General features: G+C 49.7%; 18 protein-coding genes. 9 read left to right on the forward strand and 9 right to left on the reverse strand.

The annotated features are described in order from the left end of the window. Nucleotides 1–176 precede the first annotated feature (176 nt). Together IC229_RS12820 and rhaT are read right to left on the reverse strand one after the other, a co-directional pair. A complete protein-coding gene (locus IC229_RS12820; RefSeq protein WP_317171562.1) occupies nucleotides 177–1415 on the reverse strand; it encodes a cation:proton antiporter in 1239 nt (412 codons plus the stop codon). 7 nt (nucleotides 1416–1422) lie between these two features. Further along, nucleotides 1423–2460, reverse strand: a complete 1038-nt coding sequence (rhaT, locus tag IC229_RS12825) for an L-rhamnose/proton symporter RhaT (protein WP_190887382.1) — start codon at nucleotides 2458–2460, stop codon at nucleotides 1423–1425. 221 nt (nucleotides 2461–2681) lie between these two features. Here rhaT and IC229_RS12830 point away from each other — a divergent pair, with 221 nt between their 5' ends. The 6 genes from IC229_RS12830 to IC229_RS12855 all read left to right on the forward strand — a co-directional run bounded on the left by IC229_RS12830 (nucleotide 2682) and on the right by IC229_RS12855 (nucleotide 10313). Further along, the gene (locus tag IC229_RS12830) at nucleotides 2682–4787 is read left to right on the forward strand and encodes a bifunctional aldolase/short-chain dehydrogenase (RefSeq protein ID WP_190887383.1); all 2106 of its coding nucleotides are present in this window, start codon (nucleotides 2682–2684) and stop codon (nucleotides 4785–4787) included. 122 nt (nucleotides 4788–4909) lie between these two features. Next, nucleotides 4910–6184: a TIM barrel protein gene (locus IC229_RS12835; protein WP_190887384.1), complete on the forward strand. Its 1275-nt coding sequence runs from the start codon at nucleotides 4910–4912 to the stop codon at nucleotides 6182–6184. Nucleotides 6185–6275: 91 nt separating this feature from the next. Then, nucleotides 6276–7670 carry an FGGY-family carbohydrate kinase gene (locus IC229_RS12840; protein ID WP_190887385.1) on the forward strand — a complete coding sequence of 465 codons (1395 nt, stop codon included), beginning with the start codon at nucleotides 6276–6278 and terminating at the stop codon, nucleotides 7668–7670. A gap of 19 nt (nucleotides 7671–7689) precedes the next feature. Beyond that, nucleotides 7690–8856 carry a glycoside hydrolase family 88/105 protein gene (locus IC229_RS12845; protein WP_190887386.1) on the forward strand — a complete coding sequence of 389 codons (1167 nt, stop codon included), beginning with the start codon at nucleotides 7690–7692 and terminating at the stop codon, nucleotides 8854–8856. Nucleotides 8857–8916: 60 nt separating this feature from the next. Further along, nucleotides 8917–9231 carry an L-rhamnose mutarotase gene (rhaM, locus tag IC229_RS12850; RefSeq protein WP_190887387.1) on the forward strand — a complete coding sequence of 105 codons (315 nt, stop codon included), beginning with the start codon at nucleotides 8917–8919 and terminating at the stop codon, nucleotides 9229–9231. A 38-nt stretch (nucleotides 9232–9269) separates the two neighbouring features. Continuing rightward, nucleotides 9270–10313: a sialidase family protein gene (locus IC229_RS12855; RefSeq protein ID WP_190887388.1), complete on the forward strand. Its 1044-nt coding sequence runs from the start codon at nucleotides 9270–9272 to the stop codon at nucleotides 10311–10313. A gap of 108 nt (nucleotides 10314–10421) precedes the next feature. Here the strand turns inward: IC229_RS12855 and IC229_RS12860 are convergent, their stop codons facing one another. After that, a complete protein-coding gene (locus IC229_RS12860; protein ID WP_223833983.1) occupies nucleotides 10422–11405 on the reverse strand; it encodes a YihY/virulence factor BrkB family protein in 984 nt (327 codons plus the stop codon). A gap of 260 nt (nucleotides 11406–11665) precedes the next feature. Between IC229_RS12860 and IC229_RS12865 the strand changes: the two genes are divergently transcribed. The 3 genes from IC229_RS12865 to IC229_RS12875 are packed head-to-tail and all read left to right on the forward strand — an operon-like array spanning nucleotide 11666 to nucleotide 15467. Then, nucleotides 11666–12220, forward strand: coding sequence for a (2Fe-2S)-binding protein (locus IC229_RS12865; RefSeq protein WP_190887390.1), 555 nt, complete (start codon nucleotides 11666–11668; stop codon nucleotides 12218–12220). Further along, nucleotides 12217–13224 (forward strand): FAD binding domain-containing protein, encoded by a 1008-nt coding sequence (locus IC229_RS12870; RefSeq protein ID WP_190887391.1) that lies wholly within the window; start codon nucleotides 12217–12219, stop codon nucleotides 13222–13224. Before IC229_RS12865 ends, IC229_RS12870 begins: the two co-directional genes overlap by 4 nt. Beyond that, nucleotides 13221–15467 carry a xanthine dehydrogenase family protein molybdopterin-binding subunit gene (locus IC229_RS12875; protein ID WP_190887392.1) on the forward strand — a complete coding sequence of 749 codons (2247 nt, stop codon included), beginning with the start codon at nucleotides 13221–13223 and terminating at the stop codon, nucleotides 15465–15467. The genes IC229_RS12870 and IC229_RS12875 overlap by 4 nt, the downstream gene beginning before the upstream one ends. Before the next feature lie 52 nt (nucleotides 15468–15519). On the opposite strand, the gene IC229_RS12880 is transcribed toward IC229_RS12875, so the two are convergent. From IC229_RS12880 to IC229_RS12905, 6 genes are all read right to left on the reverse strand, one after another. Further along, the gene (locus tag IC229_RS12880; protein WP_190887393.1) at nucleotides 15520–16083 is read right to left on the reverse strand and encodes a DUF4256 domain-containing protein; all 564 of its coding nucleotides are present in this window, start codon (nucleotides 16081–16083) and stop codon (nucleotides 15520–15522) included. Between the two features lie 12 nt (nucleotides 16084–16095). Further along, a complete protein-coding gene (locus tag IC229_RS12885; RefSeq protein WP_190887394.1) occupies nucleotides 16096–16485 on the reverse strand; it encodes a DoxX family protein in 390 nt (129 codons plus the stop codon). After that, nucleotides 16469–16951: an SRPBCC domain-containing protein gene (locus tag IC229_RS12890; protein WP_190887395.1), complete on the reverse strand. Its 483-nt coding sequence runs from the start codon at nucleotides 16949–16951 to the stop codon at nucleotides 16469–16471. The genes IC229_RS12885 and IC229_RS12890 overlap by 17 nt, the downstream gene beginning before the upstream one ends. A 6-nt stretch (nucleotides 16952–16957) precedes the next feature. After that, a complete protein-coding gene (locus IC229_RS12895) occupies nucleotides 16958–17281 on the reverse strand; it encodes an ArsR/SmtB family transcription factor (RefSeq protein ID WP_190887396.1) in 324 nt (107 codons plus the stop codon). Nucleotides 17282–17415: 134 nt separating this feature from the next. Then, nucleotides 17416–19002 carry a serine hydrolase domain-containing protein gene (locus tag IC229_RS12900; RefSeq protein ID WP_190887397.1) on the reverse strand — a complete coding sequence of 529 codons (1587 nt, stop codon included), beginning with the start codon at nucleotides 19000–19002 and terminating at the stop codon, nucleotides 17416–17418. 101 nt (nucleotides 19003–19103) lie between these two features. Further along, the gene (locus tag IC229_RS12905) at nucleotides 19104–20111 is read right to left on the reverse strand and encodes a phosphotransferase family protein (RefSeq protein WP_190887398.1); all 1008 of its coding nucleotides are present in this window, start codon (nucleotides 20109–20111) and stop codon (nucleotides 19104–19106) included. Nucleotides 20112–20335: the final 224 nt, after the last annotated feature.

Raw genomic sequence — 20335 nt, forward strand, 5'->3', positions numbered from 1 at the left:
AATCAGTACGTTAATAAGAGCGGGAAGTAACAATCTGACGCCTATTTACATGGTTGCAAACATGTTTTATTGCCGTTTATAGGCGCCAGGAGGCTGGCGTGCCCATCGTCACAGCAGATAGACGCAGCGATTGACTGAGCAATCGCTAAAGTAAAGCAAAATTATAAAAAAAATAATCACGGATAGAGTCGTCGAATGAGCCTTTCCATGGTTAATCCTTGACCAATGATGGAGAATAAGACGACGGCATAGGTGATGGTCACCAGGAAATCTTTGTGGGGCAACGTATCGTCGATGGAAAGCGCCATGGCGATGGACAAACCACCCCGTAAGCCGCCCCAGGTTAGCATAAGCGGAGCTTTATTGTCGAGTCCAAGCCAACGGTGTGCGAGCGTGAACGGAATTAGAATGGAGACGTAACGGGCCAGCAATACCAGCAGGATAACCAGTACGTAGATACTCCATTGAGTGATATGGAAATCAATGATAACCAGTTCAATTCCGATCATCACAAATAAAAAGGCGTTCAGAATGACATCAACAAGTTCCCAGAATTTATCGACATAATCTTCGCTTGTCTCGCTCATGACGTGTCGTTTTCGGTCGCCAACTAACAGTCCGGCTACGACCATTGCCAGTGGGCCGGAAATATGCAACTGCTGCGCCAGCAGATAACCACCCATAACACCAGCAACGGTAATGAGCACTTCTGTCTGATAGTGATTAATCGACCGGACGAGCCCATACATGCCATAGCCCAGCGCCAGCCCGAATAGCATACCTCCTCCGGCTTCTTTCAGAAAAAGCCACGCCACTTCGCCCGCGCTGACGACCTCGGGGCCTTGCTGGACAAGCTGATAAATCGAGGCAAACATGACCACCCCCACGCCATCGTTGAACAACGATTCGCCGACAATATTGATTTTGACATTTTCGGGTAGGTCGAATTTGGCCATGATACTCAGAACAGCGATCGGGTCGGTGGGAGAAATAAGCGCTCCGAAGAGGAGACAAAGCGGGTAGGTCAGCGTAAATCCGAGGCCATTCGCTACGTAGTAAAGCCCCGTTCCGACCAGAAACGTACTGATAATGACGCCCACGAAGGCAAATAACATTACCGACCTTCGCTCGATACGTAGCAGATTTGCATCGGTATGGAATGCACCGGCAAACAGCAGGAAACTCAGCATTACGTCGAACAGAATCCGCCCGAAATCAATCTGTGCAATGTTTTGCCGAACGTACTGAAACCAGGCCGGATGCAACCCATTTAAACTGATAAGGACCACCGAAACTGCCAACGAGAGCACCATTACGCCAATAGTGTCGGGGAGTTTCAGAAAACGCGTATTGAGGTACATGAACAGCGCTGCACCAACAATAAGCAACGTAATCAGGGTAAACAGACTCATCATTCATCACTTATGCCGCCAGATAATTTCCGATACCGACGATAACGGTTGAGAGCACTACGGTCAGAATGCCCAACGTAATGGTTCGCATGGTGGGTTTATTGGCTCCCTTCCATTCGTGGAGATACAAACCCCACAGGCTGCTGAAGGCAATGATAAAGGCCATGTGGAGCGTCCAGCCGGAGAAGCGATATTCGCCCATTTTGCTGTCGCCCATGCCGTAGAAGAAGAACTGGAAATACCAGGTAAATCCGGCCAGTGCGCAGAAGACGATGTTGGCCAGAATGGGCGCGGAAAAATTGGTATAGTCGGTATAGGTTCGGTTACGGATATTTAGATAAATCGTCCAGATAGCGTTGGTTGTCAGGCCACCTAACAGGATAATCACCAGCGCGGCATTGTTCATGTAAAGTGGGTCAGCGCCAGCCTTCACGGCCAGTTCGGCAATAGGTTGTCCGGCCGTCTGCCCGAAGGCAAAACAGGCGCTCATGATGCCCGAAAATATAGCGACCATCAGCCCCTTCCGAATATCAAACTCCGCGATGGTTGCCTTTTTTTGTTCATCGGAGAGGGTACGTTCTTTCATCATACCGGCTATGCCACAGATGGTAATGCCCAGCACACAAACGCCCAGCCCCAGGATAATCACCTGTCCTGAGAGTGTACTAATAAGTTTACCAAATTGACCTTGCCAGATGGGAGGCACTATGGTTCCGAAAAAGGCACATAAGCCCAGCGTAACCGCCATGCCCAGTGATAAACCCAGGTACCGCATGGCCAGCCCGAAGGTTAATCCGCCGAAACCCCATAAAACACCCCAGAAATAGACCCACCAGAGCGTATCAGAAGGAGACTGCTTCAGCACGTCGAACAAATTAGGGACGGTTAGCGTACCGAGTATGAGCGGAGCTGCTATCCAGGAAAACAGCCCGCCAATGAACCAATAGCTTTCCCAGGCCCAGCCGCGAACTCTTTTGTAGGGTAAATAAAAACTTCCGGACGCAAAGCCGCCCAGCGCATGTAGAATAACTCCCCAGATAACTGCCACGTTTTCTCTATTTTTACAAATTTACCGAACTTAATTGCCTGAACTTACCTGTTCTCACCTGTTATGCGCTCGTTAGAGGCCTTTTCCAGATGCAGATTTCCAGGCATCCAACAGGGCGTGTCAAAAATTTTAATTACAGGAGAGTACATGAAGCAGGAGAATTGAAATTAAACGTACTTTGCTAAAACAAGATTACAGATAGATACTACTTACTCCAATTTATGAATACGACGCAAGCGTTCAACTACGTAAGCTATCTCTGGGATGAGAAAAAGGCGGCCGAACTCGCCGGCGACGAAGTAGCCCTGTTTATTTACCGCTCTAATCTGCTCGGAGCGGACCTTCGCCTGACCAACTACGCTGGCGGGAATACATCCGTTAAGCTGATGGAAACCAATCCGTTGACTGGTGAACCCGTGGAGGTGATGTGGGTGAAAGGTTCGGGCGGGGACATCGGTACGCTCACCAAAAAGGGGTGTGCGAACCTCTACGTAGAGCGATTGCATGCATTGAAAAGCCGGTATCGCGGACTGGAATTTGAAGACGAAATGGTGGGTCTGTTCGATCACTGCCTGTTCGACCCCAAATGCGCTGCGCCATCCATCGATACGCCCTTACATGGCCTGTTGCCGTACAAACACATTGACCACCTGCACCCAGATGCCCTGATTGCCATTGCCGCCAGTAAAGACGGTGAGGCTATCATGCACGAAATATGGGGTGATAAAATGGCGTGGATTCCCTGGCAGCGCCCCGGTTTCGACCTCGGCCTGAAACTGGAAGAAGCGGTTCAGAAAAACCCAAAACTGCGGGGGATTATTCTCGGCGGACATGGACTGTTTACCTGGGGTGATACGTCCTACGAATCGTATATCAATACGTTGGAAGTGATTGAGCAGGCGTCAGAATACCTGCATCAGAATTTTGGCAAAAAACGGCCGGTTTTCGGTGGTGTAGCCCGCGGAAATACAGATGCCGATACGCGCAAAAAACAAGCGGCTGCCCTGATGCCAACGCTACGTGGTCTGGCATCAAGTTATCGCCAGATGATTGGCCATTTTACTGATGATTCGCGCGTACTGGAATTCGTTAACTCGAACGATCTGCCACGTTTAGCGCGTTTGGGTACGAGCTGCCCCGACCACTTCCTGCGTACCAAAATACGCCCGCTGGTTCTCGACCCGGAACAATTGACCGGAGCCGACAGTGCTACGTATCTGGAAAAAGCTTTTGAAGATTACCGTGCCGATTATGCTGCGTATTACGAGCGTTGCAAACATGACAATAGTCCAGCGATACGTGACCCAAATCCGGTCGTGCTGCTGTGGCCGGCCGTGGGTATGATTACGTTCGCGAAGGACAAGCAGACGGCACGCGTGGCGGCTGAGTTCTACACCAACGCTATCAACGTAATGAAAGGCGCCGAAGCCGTTTCTGACTACGTTGGTCTGCCTGAACAGGAAGCGTTCGATATAGAATATTGGTTGCTGGAAGAAGCGAAACTTCAGCGTATGCCAAAACCAAAACCACTCTCTGGTAAAATTGCCCTGATTACAGGCAGTGCCGGAGGGATCGGAAAAGCTATCGCCAAGAAATTCCTCTCAGAAGGTGCTGTCGTTGTCATCAACGACAACGACGCCGACCGTCTGGCGGGTGCGAAAGATGAGTTCCTGAAGCAATACGGCAAAGATGCCTATGCCGCCGACCAACTTGACGTAACGAAGGCCGAAACTATTGCCGCTACGTTCGATACGGCTACGTTGGCGTTTGGGGGAGTCGATATTGTAGTAAACTGCGCCGGGTTGAGCATCTCCAAACCCATTGAAGAGCACACCGAAAAGGACTGGGATCTGCTGTACGACGTACTGGTGAAAGGGCAGTTCCTGGTTACGCAGAAAGGCGTTGAAATCATGCGCAAGCAGAAACTGGGTGGCGATGTTATCAACATCGTCAGCAAAAATGCGCTGGTGTCCGGCCCGAACAATGCGGGTTATGGTTCAGCCAAGGCAGCCCAACTGCACCTGAGTCGCCTGAACGCGGCTGAGTTAGGCAAAGACCATATCCGCGTGAACGTAGTAAACCCTGACGCCGTTATCTCCGACTCGAAAATCTGGGCGGGTGCCTGGGCCGAAGGTCGTGCCAAAGCGTATGGCATTACGGTTGCCGAACTACCGGGTTATTATGCCAAACGGACGCTATTAAATGAAATCATCCTCCCCGACGATATTGCTAATGCCTGTCTGGCCTGCGTGAATGGCCTGCTCGCCAAATCGACCGGCAACGTACTGAACGTAGATGGTGGCGTCGCCATGGCGTTTGTTCGGTAACATAACATTAATGAATAATGCAAAATGAATAATGTATAATGTCATTCAGGACGCTAGGTCCCTTCGTCTACATTATACATTATTCATTTTGCATTATTCATTTAAACCAACCCTCAATCCTTATGCAAATCGAACTCGAACATATTTCGGATTACAACCAGACTCAACTGGAAGGGCATCAGCGAAAACTGTCGTACTGGACGCAGGAGGTCGCGAAGGCGGAACCAGTTATTCAGAAACTGATTGAATTTCAGGTGGCAATCCCAAGTTGGGCGCTGGGTACGGGTGGGACGCGCTTCGGGCGTTTTCCGGGTGGGGGAGAACCTCGTTCGCTGGAAGAGAAGATTGCCGATGTAGGTCTGCTACACGCCCTGAACCGCGCGAGTGGCGCGATTTCGCTGCATATTCCCTGGGACATTCCAACTGATCCACAGGCCGTTAAACAACTTGCTGCTCAGAACGGTCTACGTTTTGATGCAGTTAACTCCAATACATTCCAGGACCAGGCAGATCAAGCGTTAAGCTATAAATTTGGCTCACTCCAGCATACCGATGCTGCTGTTCGGCAGCAGGCTATCGACCATAACATCGACGTAATAAAACACGGCGTCGAGCTAGGTTCTGATTCGCTGACGGTCTGGCTGTCAGATGGTTCCTGTTTTCCAGGACAGCTGAATTTTCGTAAGGCATTCGACCGCACCTTGTCGAGTCTGGCCGAAATCTATGCCGCCCTGCCCGACGACTGGAAGCTATTTGTGGAGTACAAAGCCTTCGAGCCCAATTTCTATTCGATGACCGTGGGCGATTGGGGCAGCAGCTTCCTATTCGCCAGCAAACTCGGCCCGAAAGCGTACACACTCGTCGATTTGGGACACCACCTGCCCAACGCTAACATCGAGCAGATTGTCGCGATTCTCCTCCATCAGGGTAAACTTGGCGGCTTCCACTTCAACGATTCCAAGTACGGCGACGATGATTTAACCGTCGGCAGTATCCGTCCGTATCAACTATTCCTGATTTTCACGGAATTAGTGGATGGTATGGATGCACGTGGAATGAATCACGCCAAAGACCTCGGCTGGATGATCGACGCCAGCCACAACGTAAAAGACCCTCTCGAAGACTTGCTTCAGTCGGTCGAAGCCATCCAACTGGCCTACGCTCAAGCTTTACTGGTCGACCGGGAAGCGCTGGAAGAAGCCCGCGAAGCCAACGACCCTGTTCGTGCCCAGGAAATTCTTCAGGATGCATTCCGCACCGATGTTCGCCCGCTGGTCGCCGAAGCACGTCGACGGGCAGGTGGTTCATTGAACCCACTCGGCCTCTACCGTACATTAGACGTTCGCCAGCAACTCATCGGCGAGCGCGGTGCCAAAACCTTCGCCACGGGACTGTAAATTAATGATGAATTATGAATGATAAATGATGAATGGACGGCCAGAAGTCCTATTCGAACATTCATAATTCATCATTCATAATTCATCATTCATGAACGTTGTTGCTATTTTCGACATTGGGAAGACCAATAAAAAGCTGTTTCTTTTTGATGAACAGTACCAAATTGTCTGGGAAAAATCGGAACAGTTTGCCGAAATTTCAGACGAAGACGGAGACTCGTGCGAAGACGTAAACCGGCTTCGGAGTTGGGTTACTACGTCGCTGGAGGAAGTGCTACGTTTGCCCCAATTTACGGTGACGGCTGTCAATGTCTCCGCTTATGGGGCTAGTATCGTTTATATTGACAAGGACGGTGAGCCAGTTGGGCAACTATACAATTATCTGAAAGCGTATCCTGCTACGTTGTCGGAGCAGTTTTTCGGTAACTATGGGCCAGAGGTAGAGTTGACTCGCCAGACGGCGTCGCCTTCGCTGGGGAGTTTGAATTCAGGACTTCAGGTGTATCGCATCAAATACGAACAACCTGAACTGTTTGCCAAACTGACCTATGCGCTGCACCTGCCGCAATACGTTAGTTACCTCATTACCAGGTGGCCCGTCTCGGACATGACCAGCGTCGGCTGCCATACCATGCTTTGGGATTTCGACCGGCAGCAATACCACAGGTGGGTAACCGACGAAGAACTCGACGGTCGACTGGCTCCCATTGTTGCTTCCGATTCGGTTCAGGCTGCAACGGTCGATGGTACGTCGCTTCAGGCGGGTGTTGGCTTGCACGATAGCTCGTCGGCCCTGGTTCCTTATCTAGCATCGTTTCAGGAGCCGTTTGTACTTATTTCGACCGGAACTTGGTGCATTAGCATGAATCCGTTCAACAATCGTCCGCTGACGCCGGAAGAGTTGCAGTATGATTGTCTGAATTACATGCATTACAAAGGCCAGCCCGTAAAATCGGCACGATTGTTTGCCGGTTACGAGCACGAGCAACAGATAAAGCGGCTGGCAGCGCATTTTCAGGTGCCTATCGATCAATATGTTCGGGTGGGGTATAATCCGAAAACGATTGAGCGACTACGTCATCAGAACAGCCAGGTAACCACAGACGCGGATGCGAAAGGGAATCAGTTACTTTCGATGAAAGGCTCATTATTTGGTCAGCGCAATCTGGCCGACTTTGCTGATTACGCTGAAGCGTATCACCAGCTCATTCTTGATATTGTGGCCCAGCAACTGATTTCGACGAACCTGGTGCTGGCGGGCTCTCCCGTGAAGCGCATTTTCGTTGATGGTGGTTTTAGCAAAAACCCGATTTACATGAATTTGCTGGCGCTGGCTTTTCCAACTATTGAAGTTTATGCGGCCTCAGTTGCGCAGGCTTCGGCACTGGGCGCTGCCCTGGCAATTCACTCGTACTGGAATTCGCATCCATTGCCAGGTGATTGTGTTGACCTGAAAAAATATACCGCATCCGTAACGGTGCATTGAATCCTGACAGTTTGCCCAAATGAATCTCAGTTCTTTACTACGTCCAGCTTTCGTACTAATTTGGTTCACTACGTTATCCGGGCAGGCGCAGAAACTTCCTGATAAAACCGAGATTCTGGCTAAGATGAGGCTGGCCAATACCTATTTCATGCAAGCCTGGCCCGATCCTGGTAAGGAAATCGTAACCAACAAAACACGCCCCAGTAACATCTGGACGCGGGCCGTTTATTACGAAGGGCTGATGGCTTTGTACGGAATCGACAAACAAAAATCGTATTACGATTATGCCGTCGATTGGGGCGAAAAACACCATTGGGGACTACGTAGCGGCCCCAACACACGTAACGCCGATGATCAGTGCTGTGGGCAAACCTACATCGATTTGTACCTGATCGATCAGGCTGCCGGTCGCACTAAGCCGGAACGTATCGAGGCCATCAAAGCGTCAATCGATGCGATGGTCAGGAGCGACAAAATAGACGACTGGAACTGGATCGATGCGCTGCAAATGGCAATGCCGGTATTTGCCAAACTTGGTACGTTAGAAAAGGAACGTAGCGAAAGTGCCAACGCCTATTTCGAGAAGATGTATCAGATTTACAATTACTCGAAAACCAAACACGGCGGCAACGGTCTCTACAATTCCGAAGATCACCTGTGGTGGCGCGATAAGGATTTTGTGCCACCGTATAAAGAACCCAACGGTCAGGATTGTTACTGGTCGCGGGGGAACGGCTGGGTGGTAGCTGCGCTGGTACGTGTGCTGGAAATTTTGCCGAAGAATGCCCCGCATCGGGAAGAATATGAGAAAACGTATCTGGAAATGATACGTGCCTTACCCGCTCTTCAACGGCCGGATGGCTTCTGGAACGCGAGTTTGCATGACCCGACGAATTTTGGTGGTAAAGAGCTTTCCGGTACGGCGCTTTTTGTCTACGGCATGGTCTGGGGGATCAACCACGGCCTGCTGGATGGGAAAACGTATCGCCCCATCATCACGAAAGCCTGGAATGCCATGGTGAAAGACGCAGTTCATGACAATGGATTTCTGGGCTACGTTCAGGGAACAGGCAAAGAGCCTAAAGATGGCCAGCCTGTTACGTTCGACAGCAAACCTGATTTTGAGGATTACGGCCTCGGTTGTTTTCTGTTGGCTGGAACGGAATTGTATAAGCTGAAACGATAGTACTAATTCCAGATTCAACGTATACTAACTAAAGAACAGGAACCCGAATCAATCTTTTATATGGAAGAGATTGCTTTTACAATGAAACTTAAACCCGGCGTTGAGGCTGAATACCTGCGCCGTCATGATGAAATATGGCCTGAGTTGTCTGCCTTGCTTACGAAGGCAGGTATCCGGGATTACTCCATTTTTCTGGATCGTGCTACCGGAACGCTCTTTGCCGTTCAGAAGCGAACCCCCGACCACACGGCCGATACGTTGCCCGAACAGGCCATTATGCAGAAATGGTGGGCCTACATGGCTGACCTGATGGATACGTATCCAGATAATTCGCCAGTGGTGATACGTCTGGAACGGGTCTTTCACATGGATTAATCATTTATTCGGCTTTCCTTCACTTTTTACAAGTTTACATGAAAAAACATTGGCTACTTGTTCTGGCGACATTGTTTACGTTTACGCCAAAAGTTCTGGCGCAGTCAGATAACCCGGCTGTTCGTCAGCGCGAATTTATTTATGAACAAGCTCCTTTCCCCGAATGCCACGCATCGACGCTGGCCGAGACGCCACAGGGAATTGTAGCAGCCTGGTTTGGTGGTACAGAAGAACGCCATCCGGATGTTGGTATATGGGTTAGCAGCCGCACGAAAACCAACTGGACAACTCCCGTAGAGGTAGCCAATGGCGTACAACCCGATGGCAAACGATTGCCTTGCTGGAATCCAGTTCTGTTTCAGGTTCCAAAAGGCGAATTGATACTATTCTACAAAGTTGGGCCGAGTCCATCGACCTGGTGGGGATTGTTGAAGCGCTCGAAGGATAATGGTAAAACCTGGTCGGCGGCTGAGAAACTGCCAGATGGTATTTTGGGGCCAATCAAAAATAAACCAGTCCTGTTGCCCTCCGGCGTATTGCTGTGTCCAACCAGTTCGGAAGATAATAACTGGCGGGTGCATTTCGAGATGACCAGCGACTGGGGTAAAACCTGGACCCGAACACCAGCCATCAACGACGGCGTTACCGACGGAGCCATCCAGCCGAGTGTATTGTTCCACCCGAACGGCCAATTGCAGATACTTTGCCGGAGCCAGAAACTGGGTTTTATTCAGGAAAGCTGGTCGAAAGATGGCGGTAAAACCTGGTCTAAACTGGAAAAAACCGAGCTACCTAATCCTAATTCAGGCACCGACGCTGTTACGTTGAAAGATGGCCGACAAGTGCTGGTGTATAATCCAACCACAAGGACAGGGAACAAAAATGGGCCACGTACGCCACTCGACGTAGCAATCTCCAGCGACGGCAAAACCTGGAAAACGCTGGCCGTTCTCGAAAACGAACCCGGTGAATACTCATATCCAGCTGTTATTCAGACCGAAGACGGGCTTATACACGTAACGTACACCTGGAAACGTCAGCGCGTCCGACACGTAGTGCTTGACGCGAGTAAAAGGCCTTAAAATCGTTTTTAACGGCAAAGAGCGCTGAGGTAAGCGCAAAGGTTCGCTAAGTTATCTCGGCAAACTTTTGCGCTTACCTCAGCGCTCTTTGCCGTTAAAAACACTACGTTACTTTTTAGCTTCTTCTACTTTTTTCGCCGTCGGAATATGGGTAACATCCCGTTCCTGTTCAGTTTGTTCGACGTACACTGCATAATCAGCCGGTTCAATTTTAACCCCAAAATGGTTGGCATAAGCCAGGGTAAATTCCGCTCCGAAATAAAGAATGGCTGCGGTGTAATAAATCCAGGTTAGAATCACGATCAGTGAGCCAGCAGCTCCATACGCTGAACTGGTACTGGTGGTTTCGATGTACAACCCAATTATGTATTGCCCCAGCATAAATAATAGGGCCGTAAAAATAGCTCCCCAGCGCACATCTTTCCAGGAAATCTTAGCGTCGGGTAATACCTTGAAAATAACGGCAAACAGGACGGCAATCACTACTGTACTGATTGAAAAATTAATGGCCATAATAATATAAACCCCAAGACCCGGGATAAAGCGGACCAAATAATCGCTCAGAGCAGCGACAATTCCATTAACAATAAGCGAAACCAGTAGCAGAAAGCCTAAACTTACTATTAGCGAAGAGGACAGTAACCGGTCTTTCAACAACTTCACCCAGCCCCGTTTGGGCTTCGGCTTCACGCGCCAGATTAGGTTGATCGAATCCTGAATTTCGACAAACAGACTACTAGCGCCAACCAGTAACGTGACAATACCGATAATCAAGGCTGTATTGGTTTTGCCCGACAGTTCAACGTTTTTAATCATTTCCTGAATCTGTTTGGCGGCTTCGTTGCCTACCAGTCCATTGATCTGCGAAAAAATTTGCCCGCGAATGGCTTCTTCGCCGAAGAAAATACTGAATAATGAAATAATGAGTACCAGCAGCGGAGCCAGCGAAAACACGGTATAATAGGCTAAAGCCGCGCTTAATTTCAGGCAGCGATCATCCTGAAACCCACTAAATGCATCTTTGAGAACTGTCCACAGGTTGGGGAAAAAACCCTCTTTAACCTTGTTCTTCTTCGTTGTTTCGGTCGGCATAGGTATTGAATTGGCGAATAGATTCCGATATATCCGCGTAAATAGGTTTGCCATGGTGTATAAGATTTGTCAGAATGCCTGAAGCAATCCCAATCCACTGAGATAACTACGTTGAGGAAAACTTGTTACTGCCTGGGGTTGATAGAGCCCATTCTGGTACCTAAAAAGTGAGATAAGTTCCACTGGTTTACTTTTCTGAACAATACGCGTGGGAACCAGTTCGGACAGTATAAAGATGCAATAGACTTATTCCGAACGTTATGAACCTTACTACGGAAGCCCCTCTTATATCCAAAAAAACGCCGTTGTTACCCGCAACCCACTCCGTCAGGTTGACCGTCAACGGGAGCGAACGAGAACTGCAACTGGCCCCCTGGACCTCGCTGCTCGACGCGCTACGTGAATACATGCATCTGACCGGAACCAAAAAAGGTTGCGATCACGGCCAGTGTGGAGCCTGCACAGTTCTGGTCGACGGTAAACGTATCAACTCCTGCCTGACGCTGGCCATTATGCAGGAAGGAAAATCGATTACAACTATCGAAGGAATCGTGCAGTCAGAAGGGGGTGCTACGTCGGAACGTAGTGATCTGCATCCGATGCAGCAGGCCTTTATCGAGCACGATGCTTTTCAGTGCGGGTACTGTACGCCAGGGCAAATTTGTTCGGCTATCGGAATGATGCACGAAGGACACGCGAAAACAGCGGATGATGTTCGTGAACTGATGAGCGGAAATATCTGTCGCTGTGGGGCTTACCCAAATATTGTTACGGCCATTCAGTCTGTTATGCACCCGCAACCTGATACGTTATGAACCCATTTGCTTACACAAGAGCCGAGGGCGTCAGCAATGCCGTACGCGAACGCGCTTCGGAACATACTGCCAAATTCATTGCTGGCGGAACGAACATCATTGACCTGATGAAGGAAAATGTGGAGCGCCCTTCGCGCCTGATCGATATAACGCACTTACCGCTGGCTACCGTCGACGAAATGGAAAATGGTGGTATCCGGTTGGGCGCCCTCATGACCAATGCCGACACGGCTTATCACCCCAAAATAGCCGAACGCTACCCGTTGCTGTCAAAGGCGATTCTGGCAGGGGCGTCGCCCCAACTGCGGAATATGGCGACCGATGGTGGCAATCTGATGCAACGGACTCGCTGCTATTATTTCTACGACGTAGCAACGCCCTGTAACAAGCGGGAACCTGGCTCCGGCTGCTCGGCCATTGAGGGATACAACCGGATTCACGCCATTTTAGGGACTCGGGATACTAATCAGGATATTCACTGCATCGCTACGCATCCGTCGGATATGTGCGTGGCACTGGCTGCGCTTGAAGCCGTTGTGAACGTAACAGGGCCTTACGGGGAACGTAGCATTCCGTTTGCCGAATTTCACCGTTTGCCGGGCAATACACCCCATATTGATAATACCCTTCAGGATGATGAACTCATAACGGCCATTGACTTACCCGCGCGTGGTTTCCCCGACCATTACGCATATATCAAACTGCGCGATCGCACTTCCTACGCGTTTGCGCTGGTGTCGGTTGCGGCAGCGCTGGAACTGGAAAATGGACGTATCGCTGAAGCCCGAATTACCCTGGGTGGTGTGGCACATAAGCCCTGGCGACGGCTAGACGTAGAAGCTATACTGATCGATAAAGTACCTTCTAAGGGAGTTTTTCAGCAGGCAGCCGACGCCATGCTGGAAGGGGCTCAAGGTTTCGGGCACAATACGTTTAAAATAGAACTGGCTAAACGGGCTATCGTGAGAGCACTGACGGAGGCCACAAATCTTAATTCGTTATGACGCAGTACGTTGGAAAACCCCTGAGCCGCGTCGACGGCTACGATAAAGTGACCGGAAAAGCTAAATACGCAGCCGAGTTCGACGTACCGGATCTGCTTTATGGCTACGTAGTGAATAGTGCCATCACGAAAGGGAAAATCAAACGTATCGACACGCAGGCTGCCCTGAACCTGCCCGGCGTTGTAAAAGTATTTACGCACGAGAACCGGCCTAAAATCGCCTGGTTCGACATGAAGTATAAAGACCAGGATGCGCCCCCAGGTTCGCCATTCCGACCGTTACGTGATGCAAATATTGTGTATAACGCACAACCCATTGCACTGGTCGTTGCCGATACGTTCGAAATGGCCCGCTACGCGGCTTCACTGGTAGAAATTGAGTATGAGGAAGATAAACATGAAACCGCAGTAGAGACGAATCGACATAAGGCGCGTAAACCTTCCGTGGGTCTTACTACGTTGTTTAAGCCTGGTCCGCCAAAACCACGTGGTAATTTCGAAGAATCCTTCAGTGCATCTCCGGTGCAGATGACTGGCGAATACATGCATAGTATGGAGCATCATAACCCGATGGAAATGTTCGCCAGTACGGTGGTGTATGAAAAAGGGCGGCATAAATCGGGCGGGCGCTACACGATCTACGACAAAACTCAGGGCGTAACGAACAGTATTCTGTACGTATCGCAGGTGTTCGATATTCCGTTTAAAGACATTCGTGTAATTTCCCCCTATGTTGGTGGTGCCTTTGGGTCTGGATTACGCCCTCAGTATCAGTTGTTTATGGCCGTGATGGCCGCTCGCGAACTGAAACGTTCAGTGCGGGTTACGCTGACACGCCAGCAAATGTTTTCGTTAGGATATCGGCCGGCTAACGTGCAGACGGTGGCGCTGGGCGCATCGGCCGATGGAAAAATGACGGCTCTCTATCACGGTGTCGTTTCTGAAACGTCTCAGTATGAGGATTATACTGAAGTGATCGCCAATTGGGGAGCGATGCTATATCCGGTTGAAAATTACAAACTTGACCACAAATTGGTGCATCTGGACGTAGCAACGCCCATGGACATGCGGGCGCCGGGTGGCGTTACGGGCGTCTCTGTGCTCGAATGTGCCGTTGACGAGCTGGCATTTAATGCAGGTATTGATCCGGTTGAATTCCGACTGATGAACTATACCGAGCGCGATCAGATTGCCGATCTGCCCTACTCCAGTAAAGAATTGCGGGAGTGTTTTCGGCAGGGGGCCGAACGATTTGGTTGGGTAAAGAGGAAGCCGGAACCCCGCTCCATGCGCCGGGGAGGTACGCTCATTGGCTGGGGAATGGCTACCGGAATCTGGGACGCATTTCACATGCCAGCTCGTGCCGAAGCCGTGCTGATGGTGAATGGAAAACTGCGCGTAAGCAGCGCCACCGCCGATATTGGGACCGGTACGTACACCATCATGACGCAGATTGCCGCCGACACGCTCGGAATGCCAATTGAAGACGTACTATTTAAACTCGGTGATAGTGATATGCCAGCCGCGCCCATCGAAGGAGGCTCCTGGACAGCCGCTACGGTTGGAACGGCGGTGAAAACGGTTTGCGATGATTTGGCTAAAAAACTCTTCAAAATCGCCCGTAAAATGCCCAATTCGCCCTTTGCCAAAGCCACGTTTACTGACGTAGTATTTGCTGATAAAGCGATTCAGTTGAAAAACGATACGTCGGTTTCCGTTTCCTTACAGGCTGTTGTCGATGCCAACGGTGGGGCGGCTGTGCGGGAAACGTCGTCGGCATTACCAAATCTGTTCAAGCAGCGAAAATACGCCCGTGCGACTCATTCAGCGGCCTTTGCGGAGGTAGAAGTTGATGAAGATTTTGGTACGGTTCGCGTAACGCGATTGGTAAGTGCCATTGCCGCCGGGAAGATTCTGAATCCAAAAACGGCACGTAGCCAGATCATTGGTGGCATGGTGTGGGGGATCAGCAAGGCGCTGGAAGAAGAAAGCGTAATGGATCACCAATTCGGCCGAATCATGAATCACAACCTGGCCGAATACCACGTAGCAGTCAACGCCGACATTCAGGATCTCGATGTGATTTTCGTGGAAGAGAACGACGACATCGTGAATCCATTGGGCGTGAAAGGAGTAGGGGAGATCGGGCTGGTAGCGGTACCGGCGGCCATTGCCAACGCCGTTTTTCACGCCACCGGCAAACGGATCAGGACGTTGCCTATTACGCTGGATAAACTGCTGTAAATGAAAAGTGTCGGCCCCGACAGGCAGAGTCTGTCGGGGCCGACTAGACAATTTAAACTCTAAGTGAGCCACGGAACCCCCTGACACCGTAGTACGATTCGGCCCCGTTGTGATACAGAAAAATAGTGTCGTAGCGATAATCGCAGTAGAGCGCACCGCCAAGTTTTCGAATTGCCGAAGGCGTTTGTATCCAGCTCGACGTTTTCGCGTCGAACTTTCCAAGTTTCTGTAACTCACGATATTCTTCTTCCGTCAACAGCTCAATACCCATATCGGTTGCCATCCCAACGGCGCTGTTTCCCGGTTTATTTTCTTTCCTCGATTCCAGCGCTTCGCGGTCGTAACAAATGCTCCGGCGGCCTTTAGGTGTTTCCGGTGAACAATCGTAAAAAATGTATTCGCCCGTCCTGGTATCCTGACCTACTACGTCTGGTTCACCACCCGTATTTTCCATTTCGTTAAGCGACCATAGTTTACCTGGATTTGCTTCCAGTTTTGCCTGAACTTCAGCCCAGTCAAGACCGGAATGACGGTTCATGTTTTTGTCAAAACGAGCTTTCAATACGTTGAGAAGTTCTTTCTGTTGTTCGCTCGATAATTGATTTTCAGTATTCATTTTATTTGTTGTTTAATTAAGGAAAACTAGTTTTCTAGTATCGGGGCGGAAATACCAGGATACGATGGTAAGCGCCAGTAGAAGCAAGGCAGGCAGGATTTCAGGGATTGGGTCACCCGATGCGATATGTGAAAATATCGCTCCAGACATCATAAAGAAGAAACCGGCATACGCCCATTCTTTTAGTAAAGGAAATTTAGGAATGAGCACGGCTACCACGCCCAGAATTTTGCAGATGCCCAGCAAGTTTAGCAAATACGCTGGATAACCCGCATGCGTGAGCATATCGAGGCCGCCCTGACCCTCCTTCATGGTCAATAACTGGACTACGCCGGTCGACAGCATCCCCAAAGAAAGCCAAAGGGTAGCTACCCAATAGATGATTTTATTGCGCTTTGTCATGATACGTTAGGATGTTTACTACGTCCTGCAATCGATTGTGGGCCATGTTGATACCTTTCGCAAAGGGCAATTGCATTACCTGGTCTCTGAGCGCGGCTGATTTATAGACGATATGCATGGTAAGTTTGCTGGTATCGTCGGTGAGCGACTCAAACTCCAGAAACTCAAGCTGGACGCCAAAGGGCGTATTTTCCATTTCAAATGTCCGCGTGATTTTCTGATTCGGGACAAACTCATGGATTGTTCCATTGAACCCGTGTTTATTCCCCCTGGGATCGGTTGTTTCAAATTGATAACCGCCGTGCTTTTTATTTTCCAGCTTCAGCACTTTCGTTCCCATCCATTGCTCCACAATGTCAGGTTCAATGTACGCTTTAAAGAGCAGGCCTAAGGGCAAGTCGAACTCCCTGGTTATCAGCAATTCCTGCTTGCCATTTTCAGCATGGACTTTTGTTTTTTGTTCCATGATGTTTTATTGTTTGGATTGATAGTTTTTCATGATGGCTTCCAGTTTATTGAATCGGTCGTCCCACATCTGGCGAAATGGCTCAATGAAATCGGCGACTTCTTTCATTTTTAGGGCATTGATGTGATAGTACATTTCCCTACCGTTTTGCTCCTGTTTCAGCAACTCGCACTCGGTGAGTATTTGTAAATGCTTTGAAACCGTTGGCCGGGCGGTGTCGAAGTTGGCCGCGATGGCACCGGCAGTCATCGCTTGCGTAGCAACCAGCAGCAGGATAGCTCGCCTTGTGGGGTCGGCTATGGCCTGGAATACGTCTCGTCGTAAGTTCATTGTGTAGTCATTTGACTACAAACATACGTGTAGTTATTTGACTACGCAAATTTTTAGTTGCAAAAAATGGCCTGTGAAGTACTTCGGTTAAAAAGTATTTCACAGGCCATTTAAACGACTTGGTAAGGCTTACGCTACGCCATTACTTTCCCAGTCAATACAGGTCGCTGGTCTTTGGCTGTGCTTATTTTGGTCAGGCTTTTCTGGAATTCTACCTGCACACTGTTGCCGTCGAATTTGCACGTAACAGTATCATAATGAGCGGTTTCAATAAATCGCCACATCATCACGAACGTATTGGCGTCCTGCCACGTGCCGCTTCCCGCCACCGTAGTGTTGTTTTCGCCGGGGATCAACGTATTGGTTATGCGGAGGGGGAGGGTGGGGAACGTAGTACTGCCCTCGGTCCAGCGGTTGATGCCGCAGGTCACCTGATGGTCGCCCCGATTGTCACGCAGTTTGAAAATACAGCCGTCTTTGCCAAAAGTTAACGTAACGGATTTGGCCTGTAAGCTGTTGTCAGCGAGGTTAAATGTTTTTCCACTAATCTGGGCGGCCATCGGCGAGGTCGATCCCATGGCAGGAGGAGCGAAGGCCAACGTAGTGAGTTTCTTCGTCAGTGCAGCTTGTGTGCCCTTATCACCCGTACCACGTAGCGCGGGCAGAATATGTTTCCAGACGGCATCCAGAATCGCACCCATATCGGCGGTTTCAGAGGTCATCGCAATAACGGCGTCTTCTTTGGGAAGCACGATACAGTATTGGCCGAAAGCCCCATCACCCCGGTAAGCATCGTTGCGGCACCGCCAGAACTGGTAGCCGTAGCCCTGTTGCCAGTCGTTATTTTCTTTGGGTCGATTTCCGCCACCACCCGACTGTACTTCAAAGCGGGTAGCGTCGTTGATCCAGGCTTCATCAATCAGCCGTTTTCCGTTCCAGACGCCTTTTTGCAGGTAAAGCTGCCCAAATTTGGCGATGTCTTCCGTGCGAACCCGCAGGCCCCAGCCACCCGTATTGATACCTTGTGGCGATACTTCCCAATCTTCGCCTTCGATGCCCAGCGGCCCGAACAGACGCGGTTTTAAGTACGAAAGAATCGGCTGCCCCGTCAGTTTCTGCACAATGGCCGACAACATATACGTAGCACCGCTGTTGTAAATGAAATGTGTACCCGGCTCATGGTCAACAGGTTGCGCCAGGAATGTTTTTACCCAACTGGTATCGGTCGCATCTCGGAGAGCTGGTGTCGTGTCCTTATCATGGCCGGTCGACATGGTTAATAAATCTTTCACGCGCATGGCCGCCAGATTTGCGCTGATGGTAGCCGGTACGTCGTTCGGGAAAAATTTCACCACCTTATCTTCCACCGTCAATCGTTTTTCCGCAACTGCCATCCCGACCGCCGTTGACGTAAAACTTTTGCTGAGCGAGTACAATGTATGTTTGAACTGGGGCGCGTAGGGAGCCCACCAGCCTTCGGCCACCACCTGCCCATGCCGAACGACCATCAGACTGTGGACATTAAGTTTACTCGATTCGACGGTATTCACAAAATCGAGCAGTCCTCCTGGCATAACACCCTGTGTTTCAGGGAGGTTACGGGGCAGTTTTCCAGTTTTGTACGGGAGCATAATGCCCGTAGCTGGCAGTGACGAGGCAACGATAAGACCAGCCGCGCCGAAGCCCAATTGCTGGAGGAAATTTCTACGATTTAGTTGCATAGGGTTCGGGATGGAATCAATTGAGGTTTTGCTGAAAAGCCGGAAATCGAGATGCTCTACTATTCGATGCGGGTAGCCGATACTATTACTTAGGCTAGAATTCAGTTTGCCAGGCTTGACTGAGAAAGGACAGCAAGTGATTCATCAAAACGCTTCGACTGTACGTTACGTAGAAATTGCTGTAGATGCACCCAGGCATATTGACGTTTCGCTTCACTGCTCTCCAGACTGATTTCGCAATTCCACAGTTGATCATGAAAGTCTCTGAAATCAAGCTTTTCCATCTCCTCTACGGTCTTTTCTGAAATTGATTTACCTCCAGTGCTTAAGAGTACACATAGCGCAAAACAGAACACGTGGACGATCTGGCTCATGAACAAGAACCTGGCTCGTTGATAATCAGTGGCCTCTTGGCCAAAATAGCTTCTCAGAAAATCAGTTTCATCCTGTTCGCTACGGACGATAAAATTGCCCATAGCAGCCAGATCAACGTAGCGATCATTCAAAAAGGCCGCTTCCCAATCGACAAGCCAGGGGCGATCACCATCGAAAATAATGTTGTCGGGCTTCAGGTCATTGTGGCACGAGACGAAATTTTCCGAATCGTTACGTGGGTAAACTTTTATGATACGTTCGTAGGAAGCCAGAAGCTCGTTTATCAAGCTTTCCGGAAGAATACCGGTTGCCTGTAATCGTTGCAGAAACGTATCGACGACGTCAACGTAGTTAACCCGATGCGAGAATTTAGGTAATTCATGCACCTGCCGAATTATATCGGCCATCTTGGGAATGGCTTCGGTAAAAGAAAACGGTTTTTCTACGATAAAATCAGTAATGGAAACTCCATCATCACTACTCAAATAGTGGATAGCCGGCGCGATGCCTGCCTCAGCAGCCGCCTGCATTGAACCAAAATAGTGGATTGGCTTATCCCGGGTATCGTCCCGAACGACAACCCGTAGCAGATAAGGATTACTACGTATTACGAGCTTAAAAACCAGTGCTTCGGAAAGCCCTTTCGTCATTTGCTGAATGCTATCCCATTCGGTTACCCCAAAAGCAGTTTGCAGTGCTTTACTTACGGCTGAATGTTTGTTTTCCGGAATCATAAAAGGCGATCATTAGAACGTAACATCGCCAAATGTATCAATGGTTTTTGTACAAAAATCACGTAGGAAAATATATTTTCGCATTGACCTTTTTTGCATACTAACTGAATTTTCGCTACGTTAACCAATTAGATACCAGCTACTTGAGGGGCATTATTCTGAAAGGCTTCTTGCTGAAAAGAAAAAAGGGCTGAATACGGAAGTAGCCCCATATTCAGCCCTTT

The organism is Spirosoma profusum, assembly GCF_014699005.1.
GTDB classification, from domain to species: Bacteria; Bacteroidota; Bacteroidia; order Cytophagales; family Spirosomataceae; genus Spirosoma; species Spirosoma profusum.